The sequence below is a fragment of the Streptomyces camponoticapitis genome (genome assembly GCF_014646115.1).
GTDB classification, from domain to species: domain Bacteria; phylum Actinomycetota; class Actinomycetes; order Streptomycetales; family Streptomycetaceae; genus Streptomyces; species Streptomyces camponoticapitis.
Genome location: NZ_BMMV01000008.1, coordinates 284,889 through 308,854 on the forward strand (window position 1 = coordinate 284,889; position 23,966 = coordinate 308,854).

The following is a 23,966-nucleotide window of genomic DNA, read 5'->3' on the forward strand; positions in this document are numbered from 1 at the left end:
CGTAGGGCGTAGCACATGCGTTCAGGACCCACCCGAGGGATGATCGGTCGAGGGCGGAAATCTGGCAGACTCTCTCTCCATGGGTGAAACGACCGTGAAGATTCCGGAAGGCACGACGGCCCCGCCGACACCCCCCGCGGGTGCGACGGCCGACGCGTCCGGCCCGGTGTCCCGCCCCGGTCGGCTGAGCCGGATGAGGTCGCCCCGGCACCCTCGCCTCTGGTTCGAAGTCCTGCTGATCGCGGTGAGTTACTGGACGTACTCACTGGTCCGTAACGCCGTGCCCGAGCAGAAGGCGCAGGCCCTGCACAACGCGGACTGGATCTGGGACGTGGAGCGTTCGCTGGGTCTCGCGTTCGAGGAGAGCGTCAACCATGCCGTGAACTCGGTGACATGGCTTGTCGTCGCGATGAACTACTACTACGCGACGCTCCATTTCATCGTCACGATCGCCGTGCTGGTCTGGCTCTACCGCAGTCATCCGGGCCGTTACGCGGCCAGCAGACTCATCCTCTTCGCGACTACAGGTGCGGCACTGGTCGGTTACTATCTGTATCCGCTCGCGCCGCCCCGGTTGATGAACGGGCAGAACTTCATCGACACGGTGCAGGTCCACGAGACCTGGGGCTCGATGGCCTCGGGCAACTTCAAGGCCGTCTCCAACCAGTACGCGGCGATGCCGTCGATGCACATCGGCTGGTCGCTCTGGTGCGGGCTGACCATCTTCGCCCTGGCCAGGACGCCATGGGTGAAGATCCTCGGACTGCTCTACCCGACGGCCACGCTGATCGTGATCGTCGCCACCGCGAACCACTTCTGGCTGGACGCGGTGGGCGGCATAATCTGCCTCGCGTTCGGCTTCGGCGTCAGCTACCTCTGGTACCGGGCGCTCCCGCACCAGCTGCCGCAGCTGATCGAGGACGACGACGAGCGCCCCGGACGACGCCGGTGGCTCCGGCGCCCAGGCGCGCACCCCGGCACTCCGGGGACGGCGGCCGCCCCGGATCCCGCCGGGCAGGCGGCCCGCGCGGCACAGCCCGCTCCGCCCGCCCAGGTCGCCAGGACCGGACAGGCCGCCCGGACCGCGCCGTCCCCGCGACGCGCGCCGTCCAGCCCGCACGGCCCTCCGCCGCGGAGCGAGCCTTCCACTCAGACCGCCCCGTAGAACAACTCGTCCATCACCGCACGTGCCCGGCGGGTGGTCCGCAGATAATCGTCGATCATGTCGCCGGTGTGCCCGTTGTACGGGGTGGGGCCGGGCGCCATCGTCCCGGGGCCGTAGCCCAAGTACCGCCCCATGGCGGCCAGTTCACGGCCGTCCGACGGGAAGGTGTCGCCCGCCCTTCCGCGCACGAGCATCACGCCGTTGCGCACCCGGGTCGCCAGTACCCATGCCTCGTCGAGGACATGGGCGTGCTCCTCGGAGATCAGGCCCGCCGCGCACGCGGCGGCCAGCGCCTCGCGCGTACGGGTCGTGCGCAGGCCCGGCACCTCCCAGGCGTGCTGCATCTGGATCAGCTGCACCGTCCACTCGACGTCCGACAGCCCGCCCCGGCCCAGTTTGGTGTGCAGGTTGGGGTCGGCGCCGCGCGGCAGCCGCTCCGACTCCATCCGGGCCTTGAGCCGGCGGATCTCGCGTACGGCTGCGTCGCTCAGACCGTTGACGGGATAGCGCAGCGGGTCGATCAGCTCGATGAAGCCGCGGCCCAGTTCCGCGTCCCCCGCCATCGGTTCGGCGCGCAGCAGCGCCTGGCTCTCCCAGCCCAGCGACCAGCGGCGGTAGTAGGCGGCGTAGGAGGCGAGGGTGCGCACCAGCGGGCCGGTCTTGCCCTCCGGGCGCAGATCCGCGTCGATCATCAACGGCGGGTCGGACGTGGGCAGTTGGAGGAGTCTGCGCATCTCGGAGACGACGGTGCTCGCGGCACGTGACGCCTCCTGGTCGCCGACGCCCTCGCGTGGCTCGTACACGAACAGGACGTCCGCGTCGGAGCCGTATCCCTGCTCGTGGCCGCCGAAGCGGCCCATGCCGATGACCGCGAACCTGGCGGGCAGGGTGTCGCCCCACGTCTGGCGCACGGCGGCGCGCAACGCGCCCGCCAGGGTGGCGGAGTTGAGGTCGGTGACGGCGTTGCCGACCCGGTCGACGAGTGCGCCGGGGTCCTCCTCCGCGGGGCTCTCCTCGGTGCCGTAGGAGCCGATGATGTCGGCGGCGGCGGTGCGGAACAGCTCGCGGCGCCGCACCCCGCGGGTGACGGTGACGGCGATCTCGGCGGTCTCGGCGCGTCCGACGGCGGCGAGCACCTCCTGCTCCAGATGTTCACGGCCACGTGGTCTCAGCCCGTTGGGGTCGCCGAGGATGGCGACCGCCTCCGGCGCGCGCAGCAGCAGGTCGGGGGCGAGCCGTCCGGCGGACAGCACCCGGGCCAGATTCTCGGCGGCCGCTCCCTCGTCCCGCAGGAGCCGCAGATACCAGGGGGTCTTGCCGAGCGCGTCGGACACCTTGCGGAAGCCGAGCAGTCCCGCGTCCGGGTCGGCGGAGTCCGCGAACCAGCCCAACAGCACCGGCAGCAGGGTGCGTTGGATGGCGGCCTTGCGGCTCACGCCGGACGACAGCGCCTCCAGATGCCGCAGCGCGGACACCGGGTCCGCGTAGCCGAGCGCTTGCAGGCGCTGGCCGGCCGCCTTCGTACTGAGCCTGATCTCGCCCGGGGCGAGCTGGGCCACGGCGTCGAGCAGCGGCCGGTAGAAGAGCTTCTCGTGCAGCCGCCGCACCATCGAAGCGTGCCGTTTCCAGGCCCTGTTGAGCTCGCCGACCGGTTCTGTCCGCAGCCCGAGGGTGCGCCCGAGCCGGCGCAGATCGGCCTCGTCGTCGGGCACCAGATGCGTACGGCGCAGCCGGAACAGCTGGATGTGGTGCTCCATGGAACGCAGGAAGCGGTACGCCTCGTCGAGCTGCGCCGCGTCGGTCCGGCCGACGTAGCCGCCCGCGGCGAGGGCCCGCAGGGCGACGAGAGTGGTCCCGCTGCGCAGCGACGCGTCGCTGCGGCCGTGCACCAACTGAAGGAGCTGTACGGCGAATTCGACGTCCCGCAGCCCGCCGGGGCCGAGTTTCAGCTCACGGTCGACCTGGCCCACGGGGATGTTGTCGACGACCCGGCGGCGCATCTTCTGGACGTCGGGCACGAAGTTCTCGCGGTCGGCGGCCTGCCAGACCATGGGCGAGACGGCGTCCACGTAGTCCCTGCCGAGGCCGAGGTCCCCGGCCACGGCGCGGGCCTTGAGCAGGGCCTGGAACTCCCAGGTCTTGGCCCAGCGCTGGTAGTAGGCGAGATGGCTGGAGAGGGTGCGGACGAGCGGGCCGTTGCGGCCCTCGGGGCGCAGGTTCGCGTCGACGGGCCAGATGGTGCCCTCGGCGGTCGTCTCGGAGCAGATCCGCATCATGTGGGCGGCGAGCCGGGTGGCCGCCTGGAGGGCCTTGGCCTCGGTCTTCGACGTGTCGCCGGCGTTCTCGGCCGCCCTGTGGTCCTGCACCAGGGTGTGGGCGGGCTCGCCGACGAAGATGACGTCGACGTCGGAGACGTAGTTCAGCTCCTGGCCGCCGCACTTGCCGAGCGCCACGACCGCGAGCCGGCACAGCGCCGCGTCCTCGGGGGCGGCGGAGCGGGCGATGGCGAGCGCGGCCCGCAGCGTGGCGGTCGCGAGGTCGGCGAGTTCGGCGGCGGTCTGCGCGACGTCGGTCGTGCCGCAGACGTCGCGGGCGGCGAGGGAGAGAAGACAGCGGCGGTAGGCGATGCGCAGCGTGTCCACGTCGTGCGCCTCGGCGAGCCCGGCCTCGAACTCGGCGACGCCGGGGTGCAGATCGGTGGACTCGTAGGTGACGAGGACCCGCCAGTCGGCGGGGTGCCTGGCCAGATGGTCACCGAGCGCCTCGGATGCCCCGAGCACGCCCAGCAGCCTGTCCCGCAGGGGCTTCGCGGCGAGCAGGGTGTCCAGCAGGACATGCCGGTCGTCGCTCCGGTGCGCCTCGACCAGCCGGACGAGGCCGCGCAGCGCCAGATCGGGATCGGCGGTGGAGCCGAGCGCGTCGAGGAGGACGGAGTCGCCGCGTACGGAGGCCATCTCCGGAGCGGCGAGCAGGCCCTCGGCGGCGGACGGGTCGGTGAAGCCGTGCCGGAGCAGGCGGGTGAACGTACTGCTCCTGCGTCCCTGCACCGTCATCCGGCCTTTCGTCTGTCCGATCAAGGTCCGGGCCCGAGCCTAGTACTCCGTCACCCGCCCGGGGCGGGTGTGCCGGGCCGAGCGATGAGTCCTGGTGTCGCGGCCGGTCACCACTTACGGAAGGGTCGTGAGCGTACTCCCGCTCGCCGCCGTACAGGACCTCTCTCGAAAGGACCGCGCCATGGCGCACAAGGAACCGACAAGCACGCATCTGGACGACCGCTACAGCCACCCGACGGCCGACGCGGAGAACTGGGCCGACGCGGTGCCCCGGCTGACGGAGGCCGAGATCTTCTGGCTCTCGACCGTACGCCCCGACGGCCGCCCCCATGTCACCCCGCTGCTGACGATCTGGTCACGGGACGCGCTGTACTTCAGCTCGGGCGAGAGGGAGCGGAAGGTCATGAACCTCCAGGACAACCGCGAGGTCGTCCTCACCACCGGCACGAACACGCTCAACGAGGGCCACGACCTGGTGATCGAGGGCGAGGCGGTCCAGGAGAGCGACGACGCGCGGCTGCGCGAACTGGCGGCGATGTACGAGCGGAAGTACGGCTCGGTCTGGCACTTCGACGTGAAGGACGGCGCGTTCGTGGGCGCGGGCGGCCCGGCCCTGGTCTTCGGAGTCACCCCCCGCACGGCCTTCTGCTTCGCCAAGTCCCCCTACAGCCAGACCCGCTGGCAATTCGCCTGACGGTTCCGGCGGCGGGCGCGGAGGTCGCGGAGGTGGTCGCGGTCCGGCACCTGGACGTCGTGCCCGCTCGGCGTCGGCGGTGTGGCTCCGGCTCGCCCGGGGCGGGCTGGACGCGTGGTCGTAGCATGGGTTATCGCCATGGACACGATCAGCATGTGGGAATTCGTCGCGCTCGCCGCCGCTGCCGCGCTCGTGGGCTTCTCCAAGACGGCGGTCAGCGGCGCCAACACCGTCAGTCTGGCCGTGTTCGCCGCCGTGCTGCCTGCCCGCGAGTCGACCGGTGTGCTCCTGCCGATCCTCATCGTGGGCGACACCATCGCCGTGCTCACCTACCGGCGCCACGCGCACTGGCCGACCCTGTGGCGGCTCTTCCCCGCCGTCGCCGGCGGTGTGGTCGTCGGCACCGTCTTCATGCTGTGGGCCGACGACGGAGCCGTGCGCGTCTCCATCGGCTCGATCCTCCTGCTGATGGCGGGTGTCACCATCTGGCGGCGCCGTTACGCGCCGGAGGAGGACACCCCGCAGGATTCGACGTCGCTCAAGGGCCGCGTCAAGGCGCGTCTCTACGGGGTGCTCGGCGGGTTCACGACGATGGTCGCCAACGCGGGCGGTCCCGTCATGTCGCTGTACCTGCTGTCGGCGGGCTTCCGGAAGCTCGGTTTCCTGGGTACGTCCGCGTGGTTCTTCCTGATCGTCAACACCACGAAGGTGCCCTTCAGCGCGGGCCTCGGCCTGATCGACCGCGACTCACTCCTGCTGGACGCGCTGCTCGTGCTCTTCGTGCTGCCCGGCGCGCTCGTCGGGAAGCTGTGCGTGGACCGTATCGACCAGCGGGTCTTCGAGCGGCTGGTGATCGGCGCGACGGTGCTGGGCGGTCTTCAACTGCTGCTGCGCTGAGCCACGTCGTACGACCGGCGCGCCGCCTCGACCTGTTCGATGTTCCGTTCGGCCCAGCCCGACAGGGCGTACAGGACCGGCATCAGGCTCTGCCCGAGGGGCGTGAGCGCGTACTCCACCCGTACCGGCACGGCCGGGGTGACGGTGCGGGAGAGCAGTCCGTCGCGTTCGAGCCGGCGCAGTGTCTGCGTCAGCATCTTCGGGCTGGCGCTCGCGATCGTACGGGCGAGGTCGCCGTACCGGCGCGGCCCGTCGGCCAGCTCCTTGAGGACCAGCGAGACCCACTTCTCACCGATGCGCTCCAGCAGCCGGTTGGTCGGGCAGTCGGCGACCCGGGTCAGATGCGAGGTCCGGGCGTCGGCCCGCCGCTCGGCGGCGGTACGGGTCGTCATGGCTCTCCTCCGCGTGCGCAGGGCACCTTCAAGTGCGTACTCCCGCCCCACGGTAGCGCCGCCTAACTTCGCTCGTGAGCGGCACGATCACCCACCGATCAAGGAGCGGATCCCCCATGACCACCATCGCCGTCCTCGGCTCCGGCAATGTCGCACGCGCCCTCGCGGGCCCCTGGCTCGACGCCGGGCACAAGGTCCTCGTGGGCTCCCGCGACCCACGGCGGACCGAGGCGGACCGGCCCCTGCCGGGCGTCCACGTCACCGGCCTGCCGGACGCGGCACGGGCGGCGGACCTCGTGGTCAACGCCCTGCCCGGCAGGGCCTGCCTGGAGCTCCTCAGCAGCCTGGCGCCCCACCTGGCGGGCAAGGTCCTCGTCGACGTCGCCAACGCGGTCGAGACGGACGCCCAGGGCTTCGCGTCGGCCGTCCTCCACCCGGGCGGGAGTCTCGCCGAGGAGATCCAGCGGGCGCTTCCCGCCGTACGCGTGGTGAAGACCCTCAACACGGCGCACGTGTCGGTGATGGCCGCCCCGCGCACTCTGGCGACCCCGCCCTCGGCGTTCCTGTCCGGCGACGACTCCGACGCCAGGAGGACGGTCGGCGCCCTGCTGACCGACCTGGGCTGGCCCCGGGAGTGGATCGTCGACCTCGGCGACCTGCGAACGGCACGGGCGCCGGAGGCGTTCCTGCTCCTGGTGGGGAGCCTGGTCCGCGCGTGGGGCCCGGTGCCGTTCGCGATGTCGGTCGCCCGCTGACGGACGAACAGCTCTACAGCACCGGCAGCAGGTTCTTCAGCTCGAAGGCGGTGACCTCGGAGCGGTACTCCTCCCACTCGCGCTTCTTGTTGCGCAGGAAGAAGTCGAAGACGTGCTCGCCCAGCGTCTCCGCGACCAGTTCGCTCCGCTCCATCAGCGAGATCGCCTCGCCGAGGTTCTGCGGCAGCGGCTCGATGCCCATCGCGCGGCGCTCCGCGTCGGACAGGGCCCATACGTCGTCGTCGGCGCCCGCGGGGAGTTCGTAGCCCTCCTCGATGCCCTTGAGGCCGGCGGCCAGGAGCACCGCGTACGTCAGGTAGGGGTTCGCGCCGGAGTCGATGGAGCGGACCTCCACCCGCGCGGAGCCGGTCTTGCCGGGCTTGTACATCGGGACGCGGATCAGGGCGGAGCGGTTGTTGTGGCCCCAGCAGATGTAGGAGGGGGCCTCGCCGCCCGAGCCCGCCGTGCGGGTGGAACCGCCCCAGATGCGCTTGTAGGAGTTGACCCACTGGTTGGTGACGGCCGAGATCTCCGCGGCGTGCTTGAGCAGTCCGGCGATGAAGGACCGGCCGACCTTGGAGAGCTGGTACTCGGCGCCGGACTCGTAGAACGCGTTGCGGTCCCCCTCGAAGAGGGAGAGGTGGGTGTGCATGCCGGAGCCCGGGTACTCGCTGAACGGTTTCGGCATGAAGGACGCCTGGACTCCCTGCTCCAGCGCGACCTGCTTCATGACCAGGCGGAAGGTCATGATGTTGTCGGCGGTGGAGAGCGCGTCGGCGTACCGCAGGTCGATCTCCTGCTGGCCGGGAGCGCCCTCGTGGTGGCTGAACTCCACGGAGATGCCCATGGATTCGAGCATGGTGATCGCCTGGCGGCGGAAGTCCATGCCCACGTTCTGCGGGGTGTGGTCGAAGTAGCCGGAGCTGTCGGCGGGGGTCGGGCGGGTGCCGTCGACCGGCTTGTCCTTGAGGAGGAAGAACTCGATCTCGGGGTGGGTGTAGAAGGTGAAGCCGAGGTCCGAGGTCTTGGCGAGCATCCTCTTCAGGACATAGCGCGGGTCCGCGAACGAGGGCGAGCCGTCGGGCATCAGGATGTCGCAGAACATCCGTGCGGTGCCTGGGGCCTCCGCGCGCCACGGCAGGATCTGGAAGGTACCGGGATCGGGCTTGGCGATCATGTCCGACTCGTACACCCGCGCGAATCCCTCGATGGCCGAGCCGTCGAAGCCGATGCCTTCGTCGAATGCCTGTTCCAGCTCGGCGGGGGCGACGGCGACCGACTTGAGGAAGCCGAGCACATCGGTGAACCACAGGCGTACGAAGCGGATGTCGCGTTCCTCGAGGGTCCGGAGGACGAATTCCTGCTGCTTGTCCATATCTGCTGTCCTACCCATCCTTGCCGGTCAGGCCGCCTGCTCCCACGCTGCCGAGTACACCGGGGCACCCGAGCATGACACCACAGGATTTCCGGAAGGTTGCACACCGGCGTACTAAAGCATTGTCAGACACGCGCCCTGTGCTCCGCGCGTCCGGGGGGCCTCAGTGGAGCGGAGCCGCCGTGTCCGACCAGCCCAGCGGATAGGGCTCCCCGTCGTCGCCCGGCATGGGCCGCTCCCCGCCCGCCTCGGTGAACGCCGTGAGGGCCTCCACGAGCGCCGTACGCTGCTCGGGCGCCAGCCGCTCGACGATCGCCGTGATCTCGCGTCTGCGCGCCGCCGAGACGTCCGAGACCAGCGTGCGGCCCTCGTCCGTGAGCCGCAGCACCGTCTCCCGCCGGTTGCCGGGATTGACCCCGCGCTCGGCGAGCCCGGCCGCGATGAGCCGGTCGACCATCCGCATCGCGGTGGACGGATTCACCCCGAGCCGTTCGGCGAGCGACACCAGGTTCGCGCCGCCGTGCGCGGAGAGCACCTTCAGCAGCCGGAACTGGGGCAGGGTGACCCGGTCCTCGACAGCCGTCAGGGAACGGACGGACACCGCGACGAGCAGCCGTGAGGCGATCAGGACCGCCCGGGTCACGGCGTCGACGTCGGGCTCGCTCGGCTGAGGTTCCGGAGGGTCTGCCATGACCTCTTTGTACCGCGCCGGAGCCTCGGCGGACCCCTCCCGTACGGCCGGGTTGTGCCACCCCCACGGCACGTTCCGGACTCGGTACCGCCCGCGTACTCCTGCTCGGCCACCTGTACGGACTACGATCTGCGCCCATGGGGGGACGACAGCGCCTACGTCACGCGCGTCCCACGGCGTTGCCCAGCGCCGTGGCGACGCTGCTCGCCGCGCTCTACTTCTGTCTGACCCCGGTCGACACGCACCACTCGGCCGCCTCGTCGCCGGCGGCAAAAGCTGCGGCGGGAGCGCCCGCGCAGACCCCGCGCACCGGCATCACCCTCCGTACGGATGTGGAGGGCACGGCCGCACGGCCCGCCGCCGCCCCCGAGTACACCTGCCCGTACGACCCGAGCGGCTGCCGTTTCCTCCCGCACCTGTCTCCGGCCGTGCTCACCGCGCCGCACCCCGCCGACCCGCTCGGCACCGGCGACGTGAGCCCGGCGCATCTCGCACTGCCGCCCAGCACCGGCCAGGTGGCCCGGTCCGGAGCGTCTCCCCGCGCGCCGGACCTCCACGTCCTTCAGGTACTGCGGACGTAGCCGGGCCCGCGCCCCCACCGGGTACCCGAATCCCCCACCCCCGTTCCGCAGGTTTTCGAGAAGGACGAACAGACACCATGGCTTCCAAGTCCAAGACCCAGAGCACCGAGCGCAAGGCCCGAATAGAGCAGATGCGCCGCGCCGAGCGCGTGCGTGAGCGCCGTAACCGCATCATCACGATCACCGCGAGCGCGGTCGTCGTCGCGGCGCTCGTCGGCTTCGGCGCGTTCGTGCTCAACAAGGAGTCCGAGGAGAAGAAGGAGCAGGAACAGGCCGCGGCCGAGCCCGTGAAGGGCGAGAAGTCCTGGGACGCCGAGAAGCTGGGCCGCGACCACGTCGCCGAGGCGGTCAAGTACCCGCAGACGCCGCCCGTCGGCGGCAACCACAACCAGGCCTGGCTGAACTGCGCGGGCGACGTCTACAAGGAGCCCGTGCCGGACGTCAACGCGGTGCACTCGCTGGAGCACGGCGCGGTCTGGGTGACCTACAACGACAAGGCGCCCGAGGCCGACGTGAAGGCGCTCGGCGAGCTCGTGGGCAAGACGCAGTACTCCCTGATGAGCCCCGTCAAGGAGCAGGCCGGCGCCATCATGCTGACCGCGTGGGGCAAGCAGGTCACCGTGGACAGCGCGAAGGACCCGCGCGTCGACCAGTTCTTCGCGAAGTACGTACAGGGCCCGCAGACGCCTGAGCCGGGCGCCGCGTGCACCGGCGGAATCGACGCCCAGTGACCCGGACGAGCTGGGCCGCCATCACCGCGGTCGTTCTCGCGCTCCTGTTCGCGGGGGCGGCCACGGTCGCCTCGGCGGGAAGCGACGACTCGCCCCGCGCGGCGGCCACGCCGACGGCGGACTCGGCGGACGCGGGGTTCGCGCGTGACATGGCGGTCCACCACCAGCAGGCGGTGGAGATGTCGTTCCTCGTGCGGGACAGCACGGACGACGAGGAGGTGCGCCGTCTCGCGTACGACATCGCCAACACCCAGGCGAACCAGCGCGGCATGCTGCTGGGCTGGCTCGACATGTGGGACCTCCCGAAGGTCTCCACGGACCAGAAGCCGATGGCCTGGATGGAGCGGGGCGGCGAGCACGCGGGCATGGACGACATGGCCGGCATGGAGGGCATGGACCACGGCGGCCACGAGGTCCGTGACGGCTCGCTGATGCCGGGCATGGCGACGAAGACGGAGCTGGAGACACTCAGGACCGCCAAGGGCGAGAAGGCGGAGATCCTGTATCTCCAGTTGATGACCGACCATCACAAGGGCGGCGTCATGATGGCCCGGGGCTGCGCCGACCTGTGCACGGTCGACACGGAGAAAGCCCTGGCCAAGGGCATGGTGACGGCGCAGCAGTCCGAACTGGACCTGATGGCGGACCTCTTGAAGGCCCGGGGCGCGAAGCCGCGCACCTGACCGGGAGCGTGACGCGCGAGCTACGAGGCGCACCGCCGCCCCCGTCCGTGGAGATCGTCTCCGCGGGCGGGGGCGGCGCCGTATCCGCGGTACGCGCGGCCCTCGCCGGACCTGCGATTCACCCGTTCGGGTGACAGCGGTCGCGTACACCCGTACGGCCCCATGACGATGGGTGCGCTCGGGGCGGACGGCTTTCAGGAGGGACGAACCCTATGACCACCGCCAAAGACATCATGCATTCCGGCGCCGACTGGATCCCCTCGCACGAGACCCTGGACCGGGCCGCGCAGCTCATGCGGGACCTGGACGTGGGCGCGCTGCCCATCGCCGACGTCGACGAGCGGCTGACGGGCATCCTGACCGACCGCGACATCGTCGTCGGCTGTGTGGCGATGGGCCACGACCCGGCGCAGACCACCGCGGCCGAGATGGCCCACGGCACACCGCGCTGGATCGACGCGGGCGCGGACGTGGACGACGTGCTCCACGAGATGCAGGAGCACCAGATCCGCCGGCTGCCGGTGATCGAGAACAAGCGCCTCGTCGGCATGATCAGCGAGGCGGACCTGGCGCAGCACCTCAGCGACGCGCAGATCGCCGCGTGGGTGGAACGGATCTACGCGACCGGCTGAGGCGCCGCGCACGCACCGGACGGGCCTGGGGAAGGTGTGCGGGCCGCTGCCCCGTGGCAGGGCTCACACACGCCCCGCACCCGCCCCACCAGCCCATCGCGTCAGAAAGACGATTACAGTGGAGGCGTGCCTCAACTACGTCTCGCTCTGAATCAGATCGACTCGACCGTCGGCGATCTCGCCGCAAACGCCGAGGCGGTCGTGCACTGGACCCGGCACTCCGCCGAGCAGGGCGCGCACCTCGTCGCGTTCCCCGAGATGGTGCTGACCGGCTATCCCGTCGAGGACCTGGCGCTGCGGTCGTCCTTCGTCGAGGCGTCCCGCGACGCGCTGCGCGCGCTCGCCGCGCGGCTCGCCGCCGAGGGCTTCGGCGAGCTGCCCGTCGTGCTGGGCTATCTCGACCGGTCCGAGCGGGACCGGCCGCGGATCGGCCGTCCGGCCGGCTCCCCGCAGAACGCCGCCGCGGTGCTGCACCGGGGCGGGGTGGCGCTGTCGTTCGCCAAGCACCATCTGCCGAACTACGGCGTCTTCGACGAGTACCGCTACTTCGTGCCCGGCGACACCATGCCCGTCGTACGGGTGCGCGGCATCGACGTGGCGCTCGCGATCTGCGAGGACCTCTGGCAGGACGGCGGCCGGGTCCCGGCCGCCCGGTCGGTGGGGGCCGGTCTGCTGCTCTCGATCAACGCGTCGCCGTACGAGCAGGCCAAGAACGACACCCGCCTCGAACTCGTCCGCAAGCGCGCCCAGGAGGCCGGGTGCACCACCGCGTATCTGGCGATGATCGGCGGCCAGGACGAGCTGGTCTTCGACGGTGACTCGATCGTCGTCGACAGGGACGGCGGAGTCGTGGCGCGCGCGCCGCAGTTCGCCGAGGGCTGTGTGGTCCTGGACCTCGATCTGCCGGCGGCCGCCGCCGAGCGGCCGGGCGGCGTCGTGGACGACGGGCTGCGCGTCGACCACGTCGTCCTCTCCGAGGAGCCCGTCCCCGCCTACGAGCCGGAGCTGGCTGGCGGCTACGCGGAGCGGCTGGACGACGACGAGGAGGTCTACTCCGCCCTGGTGGTGGGCCTGCGCGCGTACGCGGCCAAGAACGGCTTCAGGTCCGTCCTGATCGGTCTCTCCGGCGGCATCGACTCCGCCCTCGTCGCCGCGATCGCCTGCGACGCGCTCGGCGCGGAGAACGTCTACGGCGTCTCGATGCCGTCGAAGTACTCCTCGGACCACTCGCGCGGCGACGCGGCCGAGCTGGCGAGCCGTACGGGGCTGAACTTCCGCACCGTTCCCATCGAGCCGATGTTCGACGCGTACATGGACTCGCTCTCCCTGACGGGACTCGCGGAGGAGAACCTCCAGTCGCGGCTGCGCGGCACGACGCTGATGGCACTGTCCAACCAGGAGGGCCAGATTGTCCTCGCGCCGGGGAACAAGTCCGAGCTGGCAGTGGGGTATTCGACCCTGTATGGCGACTCCGTCGGCGCGTACGGCCCGATCAAGGACGTCTACAAGACGACGGTCTTCCGGCTCGCCCGCTGGCGCAACCGCGCCGCCGTGGAGCGCGGCCAGACCCCGCCCATCCCGGAGAACTCGATCGCCAAGCCGCCGAGCGCCGAACTGCGCCCCGGCCAGGTCGACACGGACTCGCTGCCGGACTACGACGTACTGGACCGGCTGCTGGCGATGTACGTCGACCGCGACCAGGGCAAGGACGCGATCGTCGCGGCGGGCTTCGACCCGGAGCTGGTGGCGAAGACCCTGCGCATGGTGGACACGGCGGAGTACAAGCGGCGGCAGTATCCGCCGGGTACGAAGATCTCCGCCAAGGGCTTCGGCAAGGACCGGCGGCTGCCGATCACGAACCGCTGGCGGGAGTCGCCGACCCGCTGAACAGACCGCGCCGGACTCAGAGTTCGATACGGGCGGCGATCGGCAGATGGTCGCTGCCCGTCCGGGGCAGCGTCCAGGACGACATCGGCTCGACGCCCTTGACCATGATCTGGTCGATCCGCGCCATCGGGAACGCCGCGGGCCAGCTGAAACCGTAGCCGTCACCGGCGGCGCCCTGGGTCGAACGCATCTGCGACGTCACGGCGTTCAGGGAGCGGTCGTTCATCGTGCCGTTGAGGTCGCCCAGCAGCACCACCCGCTGGATCTCCTCGTCCGCGATCGCCTCACCGAGCGCGTCGGCGCTGTTGTCGCGCTGGTTGGCGGTGAAGCCGGCGTGCAGCTTGACGCGTACGGACGGCAGGTGCGCCACGTACACGGCGACCTCGCCCTGCGGTGTCGTCACCGTGGAGCGCATCGCGCGGGTCCAGCCCATCCGGATGTCGACGGGGCGGCTGCCGTTCATCGGGTACTTGCTCCAGAGCCCCACCGTGCCCTGCACCGAGTGGTACTTGTACGTCCCGGCCAGTTCCTTCTCGTACGTGGGAACCGCCGATGCCTTCAGCTCCTCCAGCGCGACCACGTCGGCGCCCGACTCGACGATCCCGCGCGCGGTTCCCTCCGGATCGGAGTTCTCCGCGTTGACGTTGTGCGTGGCGACCGTCAGATCGCCGCCGCCGCCCGACTTGCCGAGGAGGAGCCCGCCGAAGAGGTTGACCCAGACGACGGCGGGCAACAGGAGCGCGATCAGCGCGGTGGCGGAGCGCCGTACCAGCGCGGCCACGAGAAGCACCGGGATGAGCAGTCCCAGCCACGGCAGGAACGTCTCCATGAGAGAGCCCAAGTTGCCGATGCGGTTGGGGATCTGGGCGTGCAGGATCATCAGCAGCGCCGTCAGGACGGCGAGCACCGCGAGGACGACACCTCTCCGCCAGATCCCGGGGTCGCCGCGCCAGCGGTCGACGAAAGCCCGGAACCGGCCGGTGGGAGGGTCGTTGTCCTCCGGGCCGTCCACCCGGGACTCAGCCGTGTACTCCTGCGTCATTCCGCCTGCCTCACTGCCTTGCCGTGCACGCCCGCCATCGACCCTAGGCGATGACGGGCGTTTTCCCTGCCGTCCCCCCACGACGGCCGTACGGGCACAAGGACGAGTGGCGAGGGGCGGCGGGTTCCGGACGCGGGCGGACGACCGGTCGCTCTGACGGAACAGGCACGTACGGCGCGGGCACCCGGCGGGCGGTCAGTTCGCCGTCCCCCCGGCCGTTTCCCCGGCCGTGTCGCGGGGGGTTTCCCTGGGGCGCAGACCTTCGAGCAGCGCACGGATGATCCGCTCGGAGAGGTCGTCGTCCAGGGGCGCGTCCTTGCGGTGGATGGTGCGTACGAGCATGGGGCCGGCGAACAGTTCGTCCATCAGCTCCACGTCGATGTCGTCCCGGAGTTCACCCGCGGCGACGGCGCGGCTGACCGCCGCCCTCATCGCGGCCCGCCGCGGTTCGATCGCGGTGGCGTGGTACGCCCCCCACAGCTTCGGGTGGCTCTTCATCTGCGCGAAAACGCTGTACAGCAGGGTCGAGTTGCGCTGGGCGAGGCCGCGGTGGCGCAGGGACTCCAGACAGATGAGGATGTCGGCGAGGCCCGAGGTGCCCGACAGGGCGGGTTCCGGCGGCTCCATGTCACGCAGGACGTCGACGAAGAGTTCCTCCTTGTCGCGCCAGCGCCGGTAGATCGTCGCCTTGCCGACGCCCGCCGTCCGCGCGATGCGCTCGATGGAGAGCCCGGCCAGCGGCTCGCCCTCCTCAAGAAGCCGCACCACGGCCTGGAGGATCGCGCGTTCGGCCGCCTCACTGCGCGGCCGGCCCCGCCTGGGCTCCCGTTCCTCGCCCTGTTCCTGCCCTCGCACTGCCTCACCTTTCGCCCTGCTCACCACGCCCGCCGTACGCCGCGCCCGATCCGGTCGATTGTCGCCGACGCCGGCGGGCGTGGTCGACCGCCCGCTCAGTCGCGCAGGGCGGGTGCGGGCTCGGCCTGCGGGTCGGACGCCTCTTTCAGGGTCGGCCCCTCCGGAGCCGTACGGCCCGGCATGAAGAGCGCCACCACGGCGGTACCGACCAGCGCGACAGCGGCCGAACCGAGGGCCGTGACATGCATCGCGGTCAGGAAGGCGTCGTTCGCGGAGGAGACCAACGCGTCGCCGGCGGGGCCGAGTCCCCCCGCGACGGCCATGGTCGCCTCGATCGACTCCCCGGCCGTGTCGCGCGCGGCGGCCGGGACGGCGCCGAGGTGTCCCTCGATCTCGCCGCGGTAGGTGGTGGAGAGCAGCGAGCCGAGTACGGCGATACCGAGCGCGCCGCCCACCTGGCGGAAGGTGTTGTTGATGGCGGATCCCGAGCCGGCCTTCTCGCGCGGCAGGGCCTGCATGACGGCGACGGTCACCGGCGGCATGATGTGGGCCATTCCGGCGCCCTGGACGAAGAACACGACGCACAGCACCCAGACGGGCGTGGTGGCGTCGAACAGGGAGAACGCGGCCAGGCCGGCCGCGACGAGCAGCATGCCGCCGGTGCAGACCGCGCGGGCGCCGAACCGGTCGACGACGAGCCGGGCACGCGGTGCGAACACCATCTGCGCCACGGCGAGCGGCAGGATCAGCAGGCCCGAGTCGAGCGCGCTGTAGCCGCGCACGCTCTGGAGGTAGAAGGCCGAGAAGAAGGTCACGCCCATCAGGGCGAAGAAGACCAGCGCGATCGCGGCGACCGCCGCCGAGAACGCGGGCTTCTTGAAGTAGGACATGTCGATCGAGGGATGGTCGCTGCGCTTCTGGTGCACGACGAACGCGGCCAGGACGGCCAGACCGCCGATGACCGAGGCCAGCACCGTGGCGTCGGTGAAGTCGGCGAGCTCGCCCGCGCGGATGATCCCGTACACCAGCAGGACGAGACCGACGATCGAGAGCAGTACGCCCACGGGGTCGACCCGGCCGGGGTTCGGGTCCCTGGAGTCCGGGACCAGCACCACCATCGCGATCAGCGCGACGATCACGACCGGCACGTTGATCAGGAAGATCGAGCCCCACCAGAAGTGTTCGAGCAGCACGCCGCCGGTGATGGGCCCGATGGCTATGCCGAGTCCGACGCTGCCGGCCCATATGCCGATGGCCTTGGGCTGCTCGTCACGCTCGAAGACGTTCATCAGGACGGCGAGGGTGGCGGGCATCACAAAGGCGGCGCCGAAGCCCATCAGAGCGCGGTACGCGACGAGTTCACCGGGCGATCCGGACATCGCGGCGAGGGCGGAGCCGACACCGAAGACCGCGATGCCGAAGAGCAGTACCTTCTTGCGGCCGACGCGGTCGCCGAGGAGACCGGAGGTGAAGAGCAGGCCGGCGAAGACGAGGGTGTAGGAGTTGATCGCCCATTCGAGCTCGCTCTGGGTGGCGCCGAGTCCGTCGGGCTCGGGGCTCGCGATCGTCTTGACCGCGACGTTCAGGATCGAGTTGTCCAGCACCACGATGAGCAGGCTGAACATGAGCACGCCGAGGATGGCCCAGCGGCGGCGGTGAATGGCTTCGGGGACCCGGGGTGCCGCGCCCTGGGCGCCGGCCGGCCCGGATACCGGTACGGACGGCGGCGGGGTGGAGGAGGGTGACGGTGTGGACATGGCCCGAGCGTATGCCCATTTCAATACGAGACCGTCTCGTATTGTAAATTCTTTACCCAACCGACCCGCCCGGTCGGAGCAGCCCCACTTCCCGTCGACGGTCATCGGATGCCACCATGGACTCGGTCCGGGGACGCCGTCAGGGCGCCTCGAGATGACGAAGGAGCCGTACGCCATGAAGTCCGAGGCTGCGCAGAACCCCTCCGGCGACACCAAGTCGCTCTACGGCGGCACCAGCACCCGCCGCGTCACCGTCCACGACATCGCCGCCGCCAAGCGACGCGGCGAGAAGTGGCCCATGCTCACCGCCTACGACGCGATGACCGCGTCCGTCTTCGACGAGGCCGGCATCCCGGTCATGCTCGTCGGCGACTCGATGGGCAATGTCCATCTCGGCTACGAGACCACGGTACCGGTCACGCTCGACGAGATGACGATGCTCTCCGCGGCCGTCGTACGGGGCACCAAGCGCGCCCTCGTCGTCGGCGACCTTCCCTTCGGCTCGTACCAGGAAGGCCCCGTCCAGGCCCTGCGCAGCGCCACCCGGCTGGTCAAGGACGCCGGGGTCGGCGCGGTCAAGCTGGAGGGCGGGGCGCGCTCGCTGCCGCAGACGGAGCTGCTCGTCCAGGCCGGTATCCCGGTCATGTCGCACCTCGGCCTGACGCCGCAGTCGGTGAACACCCTGGGCTACCGGGTGCAGGGCCGCGGCGACGAGGCCGCTCACCGGCTGCTGCACGACGCCAAGTCGGCGCAGGCGGCCGGCGCGTTCGCGGTGGTCCTGGAGCTGGTGCCCGCCGAGGTCGCCGCGGAGGTCACCCGCTCGCTGGACATCCCGACCATCGGCATCGGGGCCGGTCCGGACACCGACGCGCAGGTGCTCGTGTACACCGACATGGTGGGTCTCACGGGTGGCAAGGTGCCGCGGTTCACCAAGCAGTACGCGAACCTCCGGCAGACGCTCGGCGACGCCGCGAAGGCGTTCGCGGACGAGGTCGTGGGAGGAACGTTCCCGCAGGAGGAGCACACCTTCCACTAGGTCGTGTCTTCGAAGTAGCGCCGTCCGCCCGCAGGTCCGCCGGACAGGGCCCGGGCCCACCCCCGCAGCCACTGCCGCACCAGAAGACAGCCCGCCGACATCCCCCATCGGCGGGCTGTCGGCGTTCCCGGGGGCCCTGGTGACCGACGGCCGCCTGTCGGCGGGCTGTCGGTCGTCTGTCGGCGGGCTGTCGGTCGTCTGTCGGTGCCTTGTCAGTGGCGCCTGCCAGGATCCTCGGCATGACGCGAATCGACACAATCCCTGCCGACGGCACCACGGCCGTCACGGTGCGGGGCCTGGTCAAGCACTACGGTGCGACCAAGGCGCTGGACGGCGTGGACCTGGACGTGCGTGAGGGCACGGTCCTCGGTGTCCTCGGCCCCAACGGCGCCGGTAAGACCACCCTCGTACGCTGCCTGTCCACCCTGATCCTGCCCGACGCGGGCACCGCCGTCGTCGCCGGCTTCGACGTCGTGAAGCAGCCGCGACAGCTACGCCGCACCATCGGCCTCACCGGGCAGTACGCGTCGGTCGACGAGAAGCTCGCCGGCTGGGAGAACCTGTACATGATCGGGCGGCTGCTCGACCTGCCCAGGCCGGCCGCCCGTAAGCGGGCCGACGAGCTGCTGGAGCGGTTCTCGCTCACCGAGGCGGCGAAGAAGCCGGTGCTCCAGTACTCCGGCGGTATGCGCCGGCGCCTGGACCTCGCGGCGTCGATGATCGGGCAGCCCGCGGTGCTCTATCTGGACGAGCCGACGACGGGTCTCGACCCCCGCACCCGTAACGAGGTGTGGGCGGAGGTCAAGCGGATGGTCGCCGACGGCGTGACCGTCCTGCTCACCACGCAGTACATGGAAGAGGCCGAGCAGCTCGCGAGCGAGCTGACGGTCATCGACCGCGGCCGGGTCGTCGCGGGCGGCAAGGTCGACGAGCTGAAGGCGAAGGTCGGCGGCCGGACCCTGGAGATCCGTCCGAGCGATCCCGGCCAACTTCCGGAGATGGCGCGGGCGTTGAGCGAGACCGGCCTGGACGGCATCGCGGGGTCGCAGATCCACGACGGAATGCTCTTCGTGCCGATCCTCGCCGACGTGCAACTGACCGCCGTCATCGGGCTGCTGGGCGGGCGCGGTTTCGACATCGCGCACATCGGCACCCATCTGCCCAGCCTGGACGAGGTGTTCCTGGCGATCACGGGCGAGAAGGCGAGCGAGCAGTCCGACGGCACACCGACCGACGCGCAGCTGAAGGGGGCCGCGGCATGAGCACGGCGACAACGACGAAAGTGACGGAGCCCGCTCCGCCCACCCGGACCGAACGGACCGTCCGGCCCGTCACCGACGAGGGCCGGATCGGCCTGCGGGCCAATCTGCGGCACATCGGCGCCCTCGCGCGCCGTAACGCCCTTCAGATCAAGCAGGACCCGGAGTCGATGTTCGACGTCCTGCTGATGCCGATCGTCTTCACGCTGCTCTTCGTCTTCGTCTTCGGCGGGGCCGTCGCGGGCAAGGGCAATCAGTCCGAGTACGTGAGCTATCTCGTCCCCGGTCTGATGGCGATGATGGGGCTCAACGTCTCGATGGCCGTGGGCAGCGGCATAAACGAGGACTTCCAGAAGGGGGTCATGGACCGGTTCCGGACGATGCCCATCGCCCGGTCGTCGGTCCTGATCGCGAAGATCGTGGTCGAGGTCGGCCGGATGATGGTCGCCTTCGCGATCCTGCTGATCGTGGGCTTCATCCTCGGTATGTCGGTCGAGACCTCACCGCTCCAGGTGCTGGGCGCGATCGGGCTCTCGCTGCTGTTCGGCGCGTCCCTGATGTGGATCTTCATCCTGATCGGTCTCACGGTGAAGACGGCGCAGGCCGTGCAGGGGGTCGGCTTCCTGGTGCTGATGCCGCTCCAGTTCGGGTCCTCGATCTTCACCCCGCCGTCCACGATGCCCAGCTGGCTGCAGAACTTCACGGACTACAACCCGCTGTCGAATCTGGCCGACGCGGCGCGCGCGTTGTTCATCGGCGGGCCGGTCGCGCACGACCTGTGGATGACGCTGGCCTGGTCGGCGGTGATCACGGTGGTGACGGCGCCGATCGCGGTGGCCAAGTTCCGCAAGAAGACCTGACGCCGGGCCTCTCACAGGGAGGCCGACCGGGGGGTGCCTCAGGGGGGCGGCTCCGAAGGCGCCTCAGGCGCCGGCCACTTCGAAGGCCTCGTCGAGGGTGAGCGCGCGACCCTCGGCGAGTGCCTTCTCGTAGTCGGCGCCCTCCAGCCCCCCGGCACGGATCGTGGCATCGGCACCCGCAAGGCACTCACGCTCCTGCCCGTTGGTGTAGTGGCCCCGCGGCAGGTGCGCCTCGTACGCGCCCACGAGGCGCGCCCCGTCCCGTACGCGCTGCGGGCCGCCGAGTCCGGCCAGTGCCCAGCCCGCCGTCAGCAGATGAACGGCCGGCATCTGCGGGGCGACCACCCGCGACATCGGGTCGCGCGTACGGTCCAGGGCCTGCCGTGACCGGTCGAGCGCTTCCGCGTACTGCCCGTCGAGATTCTCCAGCCAGGAGAGCAGACCGAAGACGAACCCCTCGAAGAGGGCGAGGTTGGAGCGGCTGAAGTCGTCGCGAAGCACGTCGAGTACACGGCGGCCCTCAGTGGCGCGTCCGGTGCGGCCGAGCCACATCGCCAGATAGAGCCGGGCGGCCGGCTCGGCCTCGTAGTCCCGCCGGTCGGTCTGGGCGAGGATCTCGCGCAGGATCGCCTCGGCCTCGTCACCTGCGCCCATCTCCATCATCACACCCGCCAGACGGGTGCGCAGGAGCGAGATCTGCGCCTCGGCGCCGAGCAGCCGGGCGTTGTCGATGGCGGCGCGGAAGTCGTCCGCGGAGCGCTCGAACTCACCGTTGCGCTCGAAGGCCTCGGCACGGGCCGACAGGGCTTCCGCCGCGCCCCAGGCGTCACCGATCCTGGTGAAGATCTCCAGGCTCTCCTCGGCGTCCCGGCCCGCGTCGCCGACCCACTCGGTGCGGTTGGCGAAGATGTTGGCCCGCACCTGGAGGGCGGAGGCAAGCTCCCACTCGTAGCCGAGGTCCCGGCACGCCTTGACGGTCGCGTCGGTCACCTCACGGAGCCGGTCGGACTGCCCCGTCAGCAGGATCGAGAAGAACCAGAGCGAGCCGGGCGTACGGCAGGTCTGCGGCAGACCGGGCCGGTACACCTCGCTGACGCGGCGCAGCCACTCCAGGGCCTCGGGCGAGGTCCACACGTCGAGGTCGTGGTTCATGTTGGACAGGTTGATCAGCCGGGCCCCGCGCCGCGCCTCGATCAGTTGCTCGGGCGCCATCGGCGGCGGCGCGTCCGTGCACCGCTCAAAGATCGGCGGGGCCGGGGAGACCGGCGGGTCGAAGGGGTCGGGGCCCAGTGCGGCGGCGGCGCCCGACCAGTGCCGGGCGTCGGTGCGCATGTCGCGGATGTGCCAGTACCAGGCGAGGGAGTGCACCAGACAGAGCGCCTCGTGCTCGTCCTCGGCCGCGACGGCGTGCCGCAGCGCCGTGCGCAGGTTCTCGTACTCGACCGAGATCCGCTCGATCCACAGGAGCTGTTCCGGGCCGCGCAGTTTCGGGTCGGCGTGCCGGGCCAGCTCCCGGAAGTGCACGAGATGGCGGTGCTCGGCGGCGGCGCGGCCGTGGGACTCGTCCAACCGCTCACCGGCGTACTCCAGGACGGTCTCCAGCAGCCGGTAGCGCATCGCCCCGTCCGGGGCGGGGGCGGCGACCACGAGGGACTTGTCGACGAGCGAGCCGAGGAGTTCCAGCGCGTCGGGCCCGCACACGGCCTCGGCGGCGGCCAGGTCGCAGCCGCCCGCGAAGACGGACAGGGCGCCCAGCGCGGTCCGCTCCGCGGAGTCGAGGAGGTCCCAGGACCAGTCGACGACGGCGCGCAGCGTCTGCTGCCTGGGCAGTACGGTGCGGCTGCCGCCGGTCAGCAGGCGGAAACGGTCGTCGAGGCGGTCGGCGATCTGCCGGGGGGTGAGCATCCGCAGCCGGGCGGCGGCCAGTTCGATCGCGAGCGGCAGCCCGTCGAGCCGGCGGCAGATCTCGTCGGCGGCGGCCGGGTCCTCGTCCGTACGGAAGCCGGGCCGGGCGGCGGCGCCGCGGTCGGCGAGCAGGCGAAGCGCCATCGGTCCGGGCAGCGGGCCGACGGGGCGTACGACCTCGCCGGGCACACCGAGCGGTTCCCGGCTGGTGGCGAGGACGGTCACGCCGGGGCAGCGGGCGAGCAGTTCCTCGGCGAGCCTGGCGGCGGCGTCGACGACGTGCTCGCAGTTGTCGAACAGGATCAGCATGTTCCGGCGGGAGCAGTGCTCGACGAGCCGTACGAGGGGGTCGTTGGCGCCGGGGTCGACGGCCCGCAGCCCCTCGGCCCCGGCGCCGCGCAACACGGTCTCGCGCGCCCCGAGGGCGAGGAGTACGGCCTCGGGCACGGTCTCGGGGTCGTCCACGGGCGCGAGCTCGGCGAGCCACACCCCGTCGGGCCAGTCCCCGGGGTCGGCCGCGGCGGCGGCCTCCTGCGAGAGCCGCGTCTTCCCGGCGCCGCCGGCCCCGAGCAGGGTGACGAGGCGGGCGTCGCGGAGGTCCCCCTGGAGGGCGTCCAGGTCGGTGTCCCGGCCGACGAAGCTGGTGAGGGGGACGCGAAGGTTGCCGGCCGAAGAAGGGAGCGCGGCGTCCGGCTGGTGCGGTGTGTGAGCGCCGGGCGCGGTCCCGTCGACCGCGGCCGCGGGCCCCGTCCGGGGCGTACGGCGCGGGTGGTCGCCGTTCCCGTCGTCGTCCGGGCTCAGCAACTCCTTGTGCAGCGAGCGAAGTTCGTGGCCCGGGTCGGTGCCCAGGCGGGTCGCGAGGTCACGGCGGACGTCCTCGTAGGCCGACAGGGCCTCGGCCGTACGCCCCACCGCGCGCAGCGCGCGGATACGCAGCGCCTGGAGCAGTTCGTCGATCGGGTGGTCGTCGCAGAGCGCCGCCAGCTCCGGCAGCGCCTCCTCCGCCCGGCCGAGGGCGAGCGCGGCGGTGAGCCGTGCGCGGCGGGCGGCCAGCCGGCGGGTCTCCCAGCGCGCCGACTCGGCCCCGCGGTCGGGCAGGTCGGACAGGGCCGGGCCGTGCCAGAGCCCCAGGGCCTCGTCCAGCAGTTCGGCGGCCCGCTCGGGACTTCCGTCGTCCAGGGCCCTGGTGCCCTCGGCCGTGAGCCGCTCGAAGAGGTACAGGTCCACGTCCTCGGGGGCGGCGCACAGCCGGTACCCGCCGCTGTCGGAGACGACCGTCCCGGCACCGAGCACCCGGCGGAGCCGGCTGACCAGGGCCTGGAGCGCGCCGGCGGCGTCCGCGGGCGCGTCGCCGTCCCAGACCTCACTGACGAGCGTGGCGGCCGGGACGATCCGGCCGGGGCGCAGCGCCAGCACTGTCAGCAGCGCGCGCAGCCTTGGTCCGCCGACGGCGTACGGAGTGCCGTCGGCGCGCAGCGCCCTTGTGGGGCCGAGAAGCCGGTAACGCACCCCACCATTGTCCGGTACGACCATCCGGTCGGCCGACCGCTTCCCCACGTTCTCGCTCGCCATGTGCCGCCTCTCCCCCTCGTAACGCCCACCCTCGCCGGAACCGACTCCCGCACGCGAGACGTTCTCGGCGTGTCGCCTGTACGGTCAGGCACGCCCTGCCCCGCCAGCGCCCCCGCCCGCACCCGCCGCCCGCGCCCTTCAGGA

Annotated in this window: 20 protein-coding genes; 12 read left to right on the top strand and 8 right to left on the bottom strand. The window is 71.2% G+C overall.

Annotation, left to right across the window (positions count from 1 at the left end):
• Positions 1–79 precede the first annotated feature (79 nt).
• Positions 80–1,165 (top strand): phosphatase PAP2 family protein, encoded by a 1,086-nt coding sequence (locus IEY79_RS15515; protein WP_229700883.1) that lies wholly within the window; start codon positions 80–82, stop codon positions 1,163–1,165.
• On the opposite strand, the gene IEY79_RS15520 is transcribed toward IEY79_RS15515, so the two are convergent.
• Positions 1,150–4,218, bottom strand: a complete 3,069-nt coding sequence (locus tag IEY79_RS15520) for a bifunctional [glutamine synthetase] adenylyltransferase/[glutamine synthetase]-adenylyl-L-tyrosine phosphorylase (protein ID WP_189108041.1) — start codon at positions 4,216–4,218, stop codon at positions 1,150–1,152. The genes IEY79_RS15515 and IEY79_RS15520 overlap by 16 nt on opposite strands.
• Positions 4,219–4,399: 181 nt before the next feature.
• Here IEY79_RS15520 and IEY79_RS15525 point away from each other — a divergent pair, with 181 nt between their 5' ends.
• Positions 4,400–4,912, top strand: coding sequence for a pyridoxamine 5'-phosphate oxidase family protein (locus IEY79_RS15525; RefSeq protein ID WP_189108122.1), 513 nt, complete (start codon positions 4,400–4,402; stop codon positions 4,910–4,912).
• A gap of 138 nt (positions 4,913–5,050) precedes the next feature.
• A complete protein-coding gene (locus IEY79_RS15530) occupies positions 5,051–5,809 on the top strand; it encodes a sulfite exporter TauE/SafE family protein (protein WP_189108042.1) in 759 nt (252 codons plus the stop codon).
• Here the strand turns inward: IEY79_RS15530 and IEY79_RS15535 are convergent.
• Positions 5,791–6,201 (bottom strand): winged helix-turn-helix transcriptional regulator, encoded by a 411-nt coding sequence (locus IEY79_RS15535; RefSeq protein ID WP_189108043.1) that lies wholly within the window; start codon positions 6,199–6,201, stop codon positions 5,791–5,793. The genes IEY79_RS15530 and IEY79_RS15535 overlap by 19 nt on opposite strands.
• Positions 6,202–6,317: 116 nt before the next feature.
• On the opposite strand from IEY79_RS15535, the gene IEY79_RS15540 reads away from it, so the two are divergent.
• On the top strand, positions 6,318–6,956 hold the full coding sequence (locus IEY79_RS15540) for an NADPH-dependent F420 reductase (protein ID WP_189108044.1): 639 nt from the start codon (positions 6,318–6,320) through the stop codon (positions 6,954–6,956).
• Positions 6,957–6,969: 13 nt separating this feature from the next.
• On the opposite strand, the gene glnA2 is transcribed toward IEY79_RS15540, so the two are convergent.
• Together glnA2 and IEY79_RS15550 are read right to left on the bottom strand one after the other, a co-directional pair.
• Positions 6,970–8,331 carry a gamma-glutamylpolyamine synthetase GlnA2 gene (glnA2, locus tag IEY79_RS15545; protein ID WP_189108045.1) on the bottom strand — a complete coding sequence of 454 codons (1,362 nt, stop codon included), beginning with the start codon at positions 8,329–8,331 and terminating at the stop codon, positions 6,970–6,972.
• Positions 8,332–8,494: 163 nt separating this feature from the next.
• Positions 8,495–9,022 (bottom strand): MarR family winged helix-turn-helix transcriptional regulator, encoded by a 528-nt coding sequence (locus IEY79_RS15550; RefSeq protein WP_189108046.1) that lies wholly within the window; start codon positions 9,020–9,022, stop codon positions 8,495–8,497.
• A gap of 137 nt (positions 9,023–9,159) precedes the next feature.
• On the opposite strand from IEY79_RS15550, the gene IEY79_RS15555 reads away from it, so the two are divergent.
• The 5 genes from IEY79_RS15555 (at position 9,160) to IEY79_RS15575 (ending at position 13,536) form a co-directional block, all read left to right on the top strand.
• Positions 9,160–9,603 carry a hypothetical protein gene (locus tag IEY79_RS15555; RefSeq protein ID WP_189108047.1) on the top strand — a complete coding sequence of 148 codons (444 nt, stop codon included), beginning with the start codon at positions 9,160–9,162 and terminating at the stop codon, positions 9,601–9,603.
• A 77-nt stretch (positions 9,604–9,680) separates the two neighbouring features.
• Entirely contained in the window at positions 9,681–10,334 is a 654-nt protein-coding gene (locus IEY79_RS15560) for a thioredoxin-like domain-containing protein (RefSeq protein WP_189108048.1), read from the top strand.
• A complete protein-coding gene (locus tag IEY79_RS15565) occupies positions 10,331–11,017 on the top strand; it encodes a DUF305 domain-containing protein (protein ID WP_189108049.1) in 687 nt (228 codons plus the stop codon). Before IEY79_RS15560 ends, IEY79_RS15565 begins: the two co-directional genes overlap by 4 nt.
• Before the next feature lie 212 nt (positions 11,018–11,229).
• Positions 11,230–11,649: a CBS domain-containing protein gene (locus tag IEY79_RS15570; RefSeq protein ID WP_189108050.1), complete on the top strand. Its 420-nt coding sequence runs from the start codon at positions 11,230–11,232 to the stop codon at positions 11,647–11,649.
• Positions 11,650–11,775: 126 nt separating this feature from the next.
• Complete coding sequence (locus IEY79_RS15575; protein WP_189108051.1) at positions 11,776–13,536, top strand: NAD+ synthase; 1,761 nt, start codon at positions 11,776–11,778, stop codon at positions 13,534–13,536.
• A 16-nt stretch (positions 13,537–13,552) separates the two neighbouring features.
• On the opposite strand, the gene IEY79_RS15580 is transcribed toward IEY79_RS15575, so the two are convergent.
• From IEY79_RS15580 to IEY79_RS15590, 3 genes are all read right to left on the bottom strand, one after another.
• A complete protein-coding gene (locus tag IEY79_RS15580) occupies positions 13,553–14,578 on the bottom strand; it encodes an endonuclease/exonuclease/phosphatase family protein (protein WP_189108052.1) in 1,026 nt (341 codons plus the stop codon).
• A 195-nt stretch (positions 14,579–14,773) separates the two neighbouring features.
• Positions 14,774–15,433 (bottom strand): TetR/AcrR family transcriptional regulator, encoded by a 660-nt coding sequence (locus IEY79_RS15585; protein WP_229700884.1) that lies wholly within the window; start codon positions 15,431–15,433, stop codon positions 14,774–14,776.
• Between the two features lie 95 nt (positions 15,434–15,528).
• Positions 15,529–17,190, bottom strand: coding sequence for a DHA2 family efflux MFS transporter permease subunit (locus tag IEY79_RS15590; RefSeq protein WP_189108054.1), 1,662 nt, complete (start codon positions 17,188–17,190; stop codon positions 15,529–15,531).
• Positions 17,191–17,365: 175 nt separating this feature from the next.
• On the opposite strand from IEY79_RS15590, the gene panB reads away from it, so the two are divergent.
• The 3 genes from panB (at position 17,366) to IEY79_RS15605 (ending at position 20,345) form a co-directional block, all read left to right on the top strand.
• On the top strand, positions 17,366–18,226 hold the full coding sequence (gene panB, locus IEY79_RS15595) for a 3-methyl-2-oxobutanoate hydroxymethyltransferase (RefSeq protein ID WP_189108055.1): 861 nt from the start codon (positions 17,366–17,368) through the stop codon (positions 18,224–18,226).
• Positions 18,227–18,465: 239 nt separating this feature from the next.
• Complete coding sequence (locus IEY79_RS15600; RefSeq protein ID WP_189108056.1) at positions 18,466–19,488, top strand: ATP-binding cassette domain-containing protein; 1,023 nt, start codon at positions 18,466–18,468, stop codon at positions 19,486–19,488.
• Positions 19,485–20,345 (top strand): ABC transporter permease, encoded by an 861-nt coding sequence (locus IEY79_RS15605; protein WP_189108057.1) that lies wholly within the window; start codon positions 19,485–19,487, stop codon positions 20,343–20,345. The genes IEY79_RS15600 and IEY79_RS15605 overlap by 4 nt, the downstream gene beginning before the upstream one ends.
• Positions 20,346–20,408: 63 nt before the next feature.
• On the opposite strand, the gene IEY79_RS15610 is transcribed toward IEY79_RS15605, so the two are convergent.
• Positions 20,409–23,783 (bottom strand): AfsR/SARP family transcriptional regulator, encoded by a 3,375-nt coding sequence (locus tag IEY79_RS15610; protein ID WP_189108123.1) that lies wholly within the window; start codon positions 23,781–23,783, stop codon positions 20,409–20,411.
• Between the last annotated feature and the right edge of the window lie 183 nt (positions 23,784–23,966).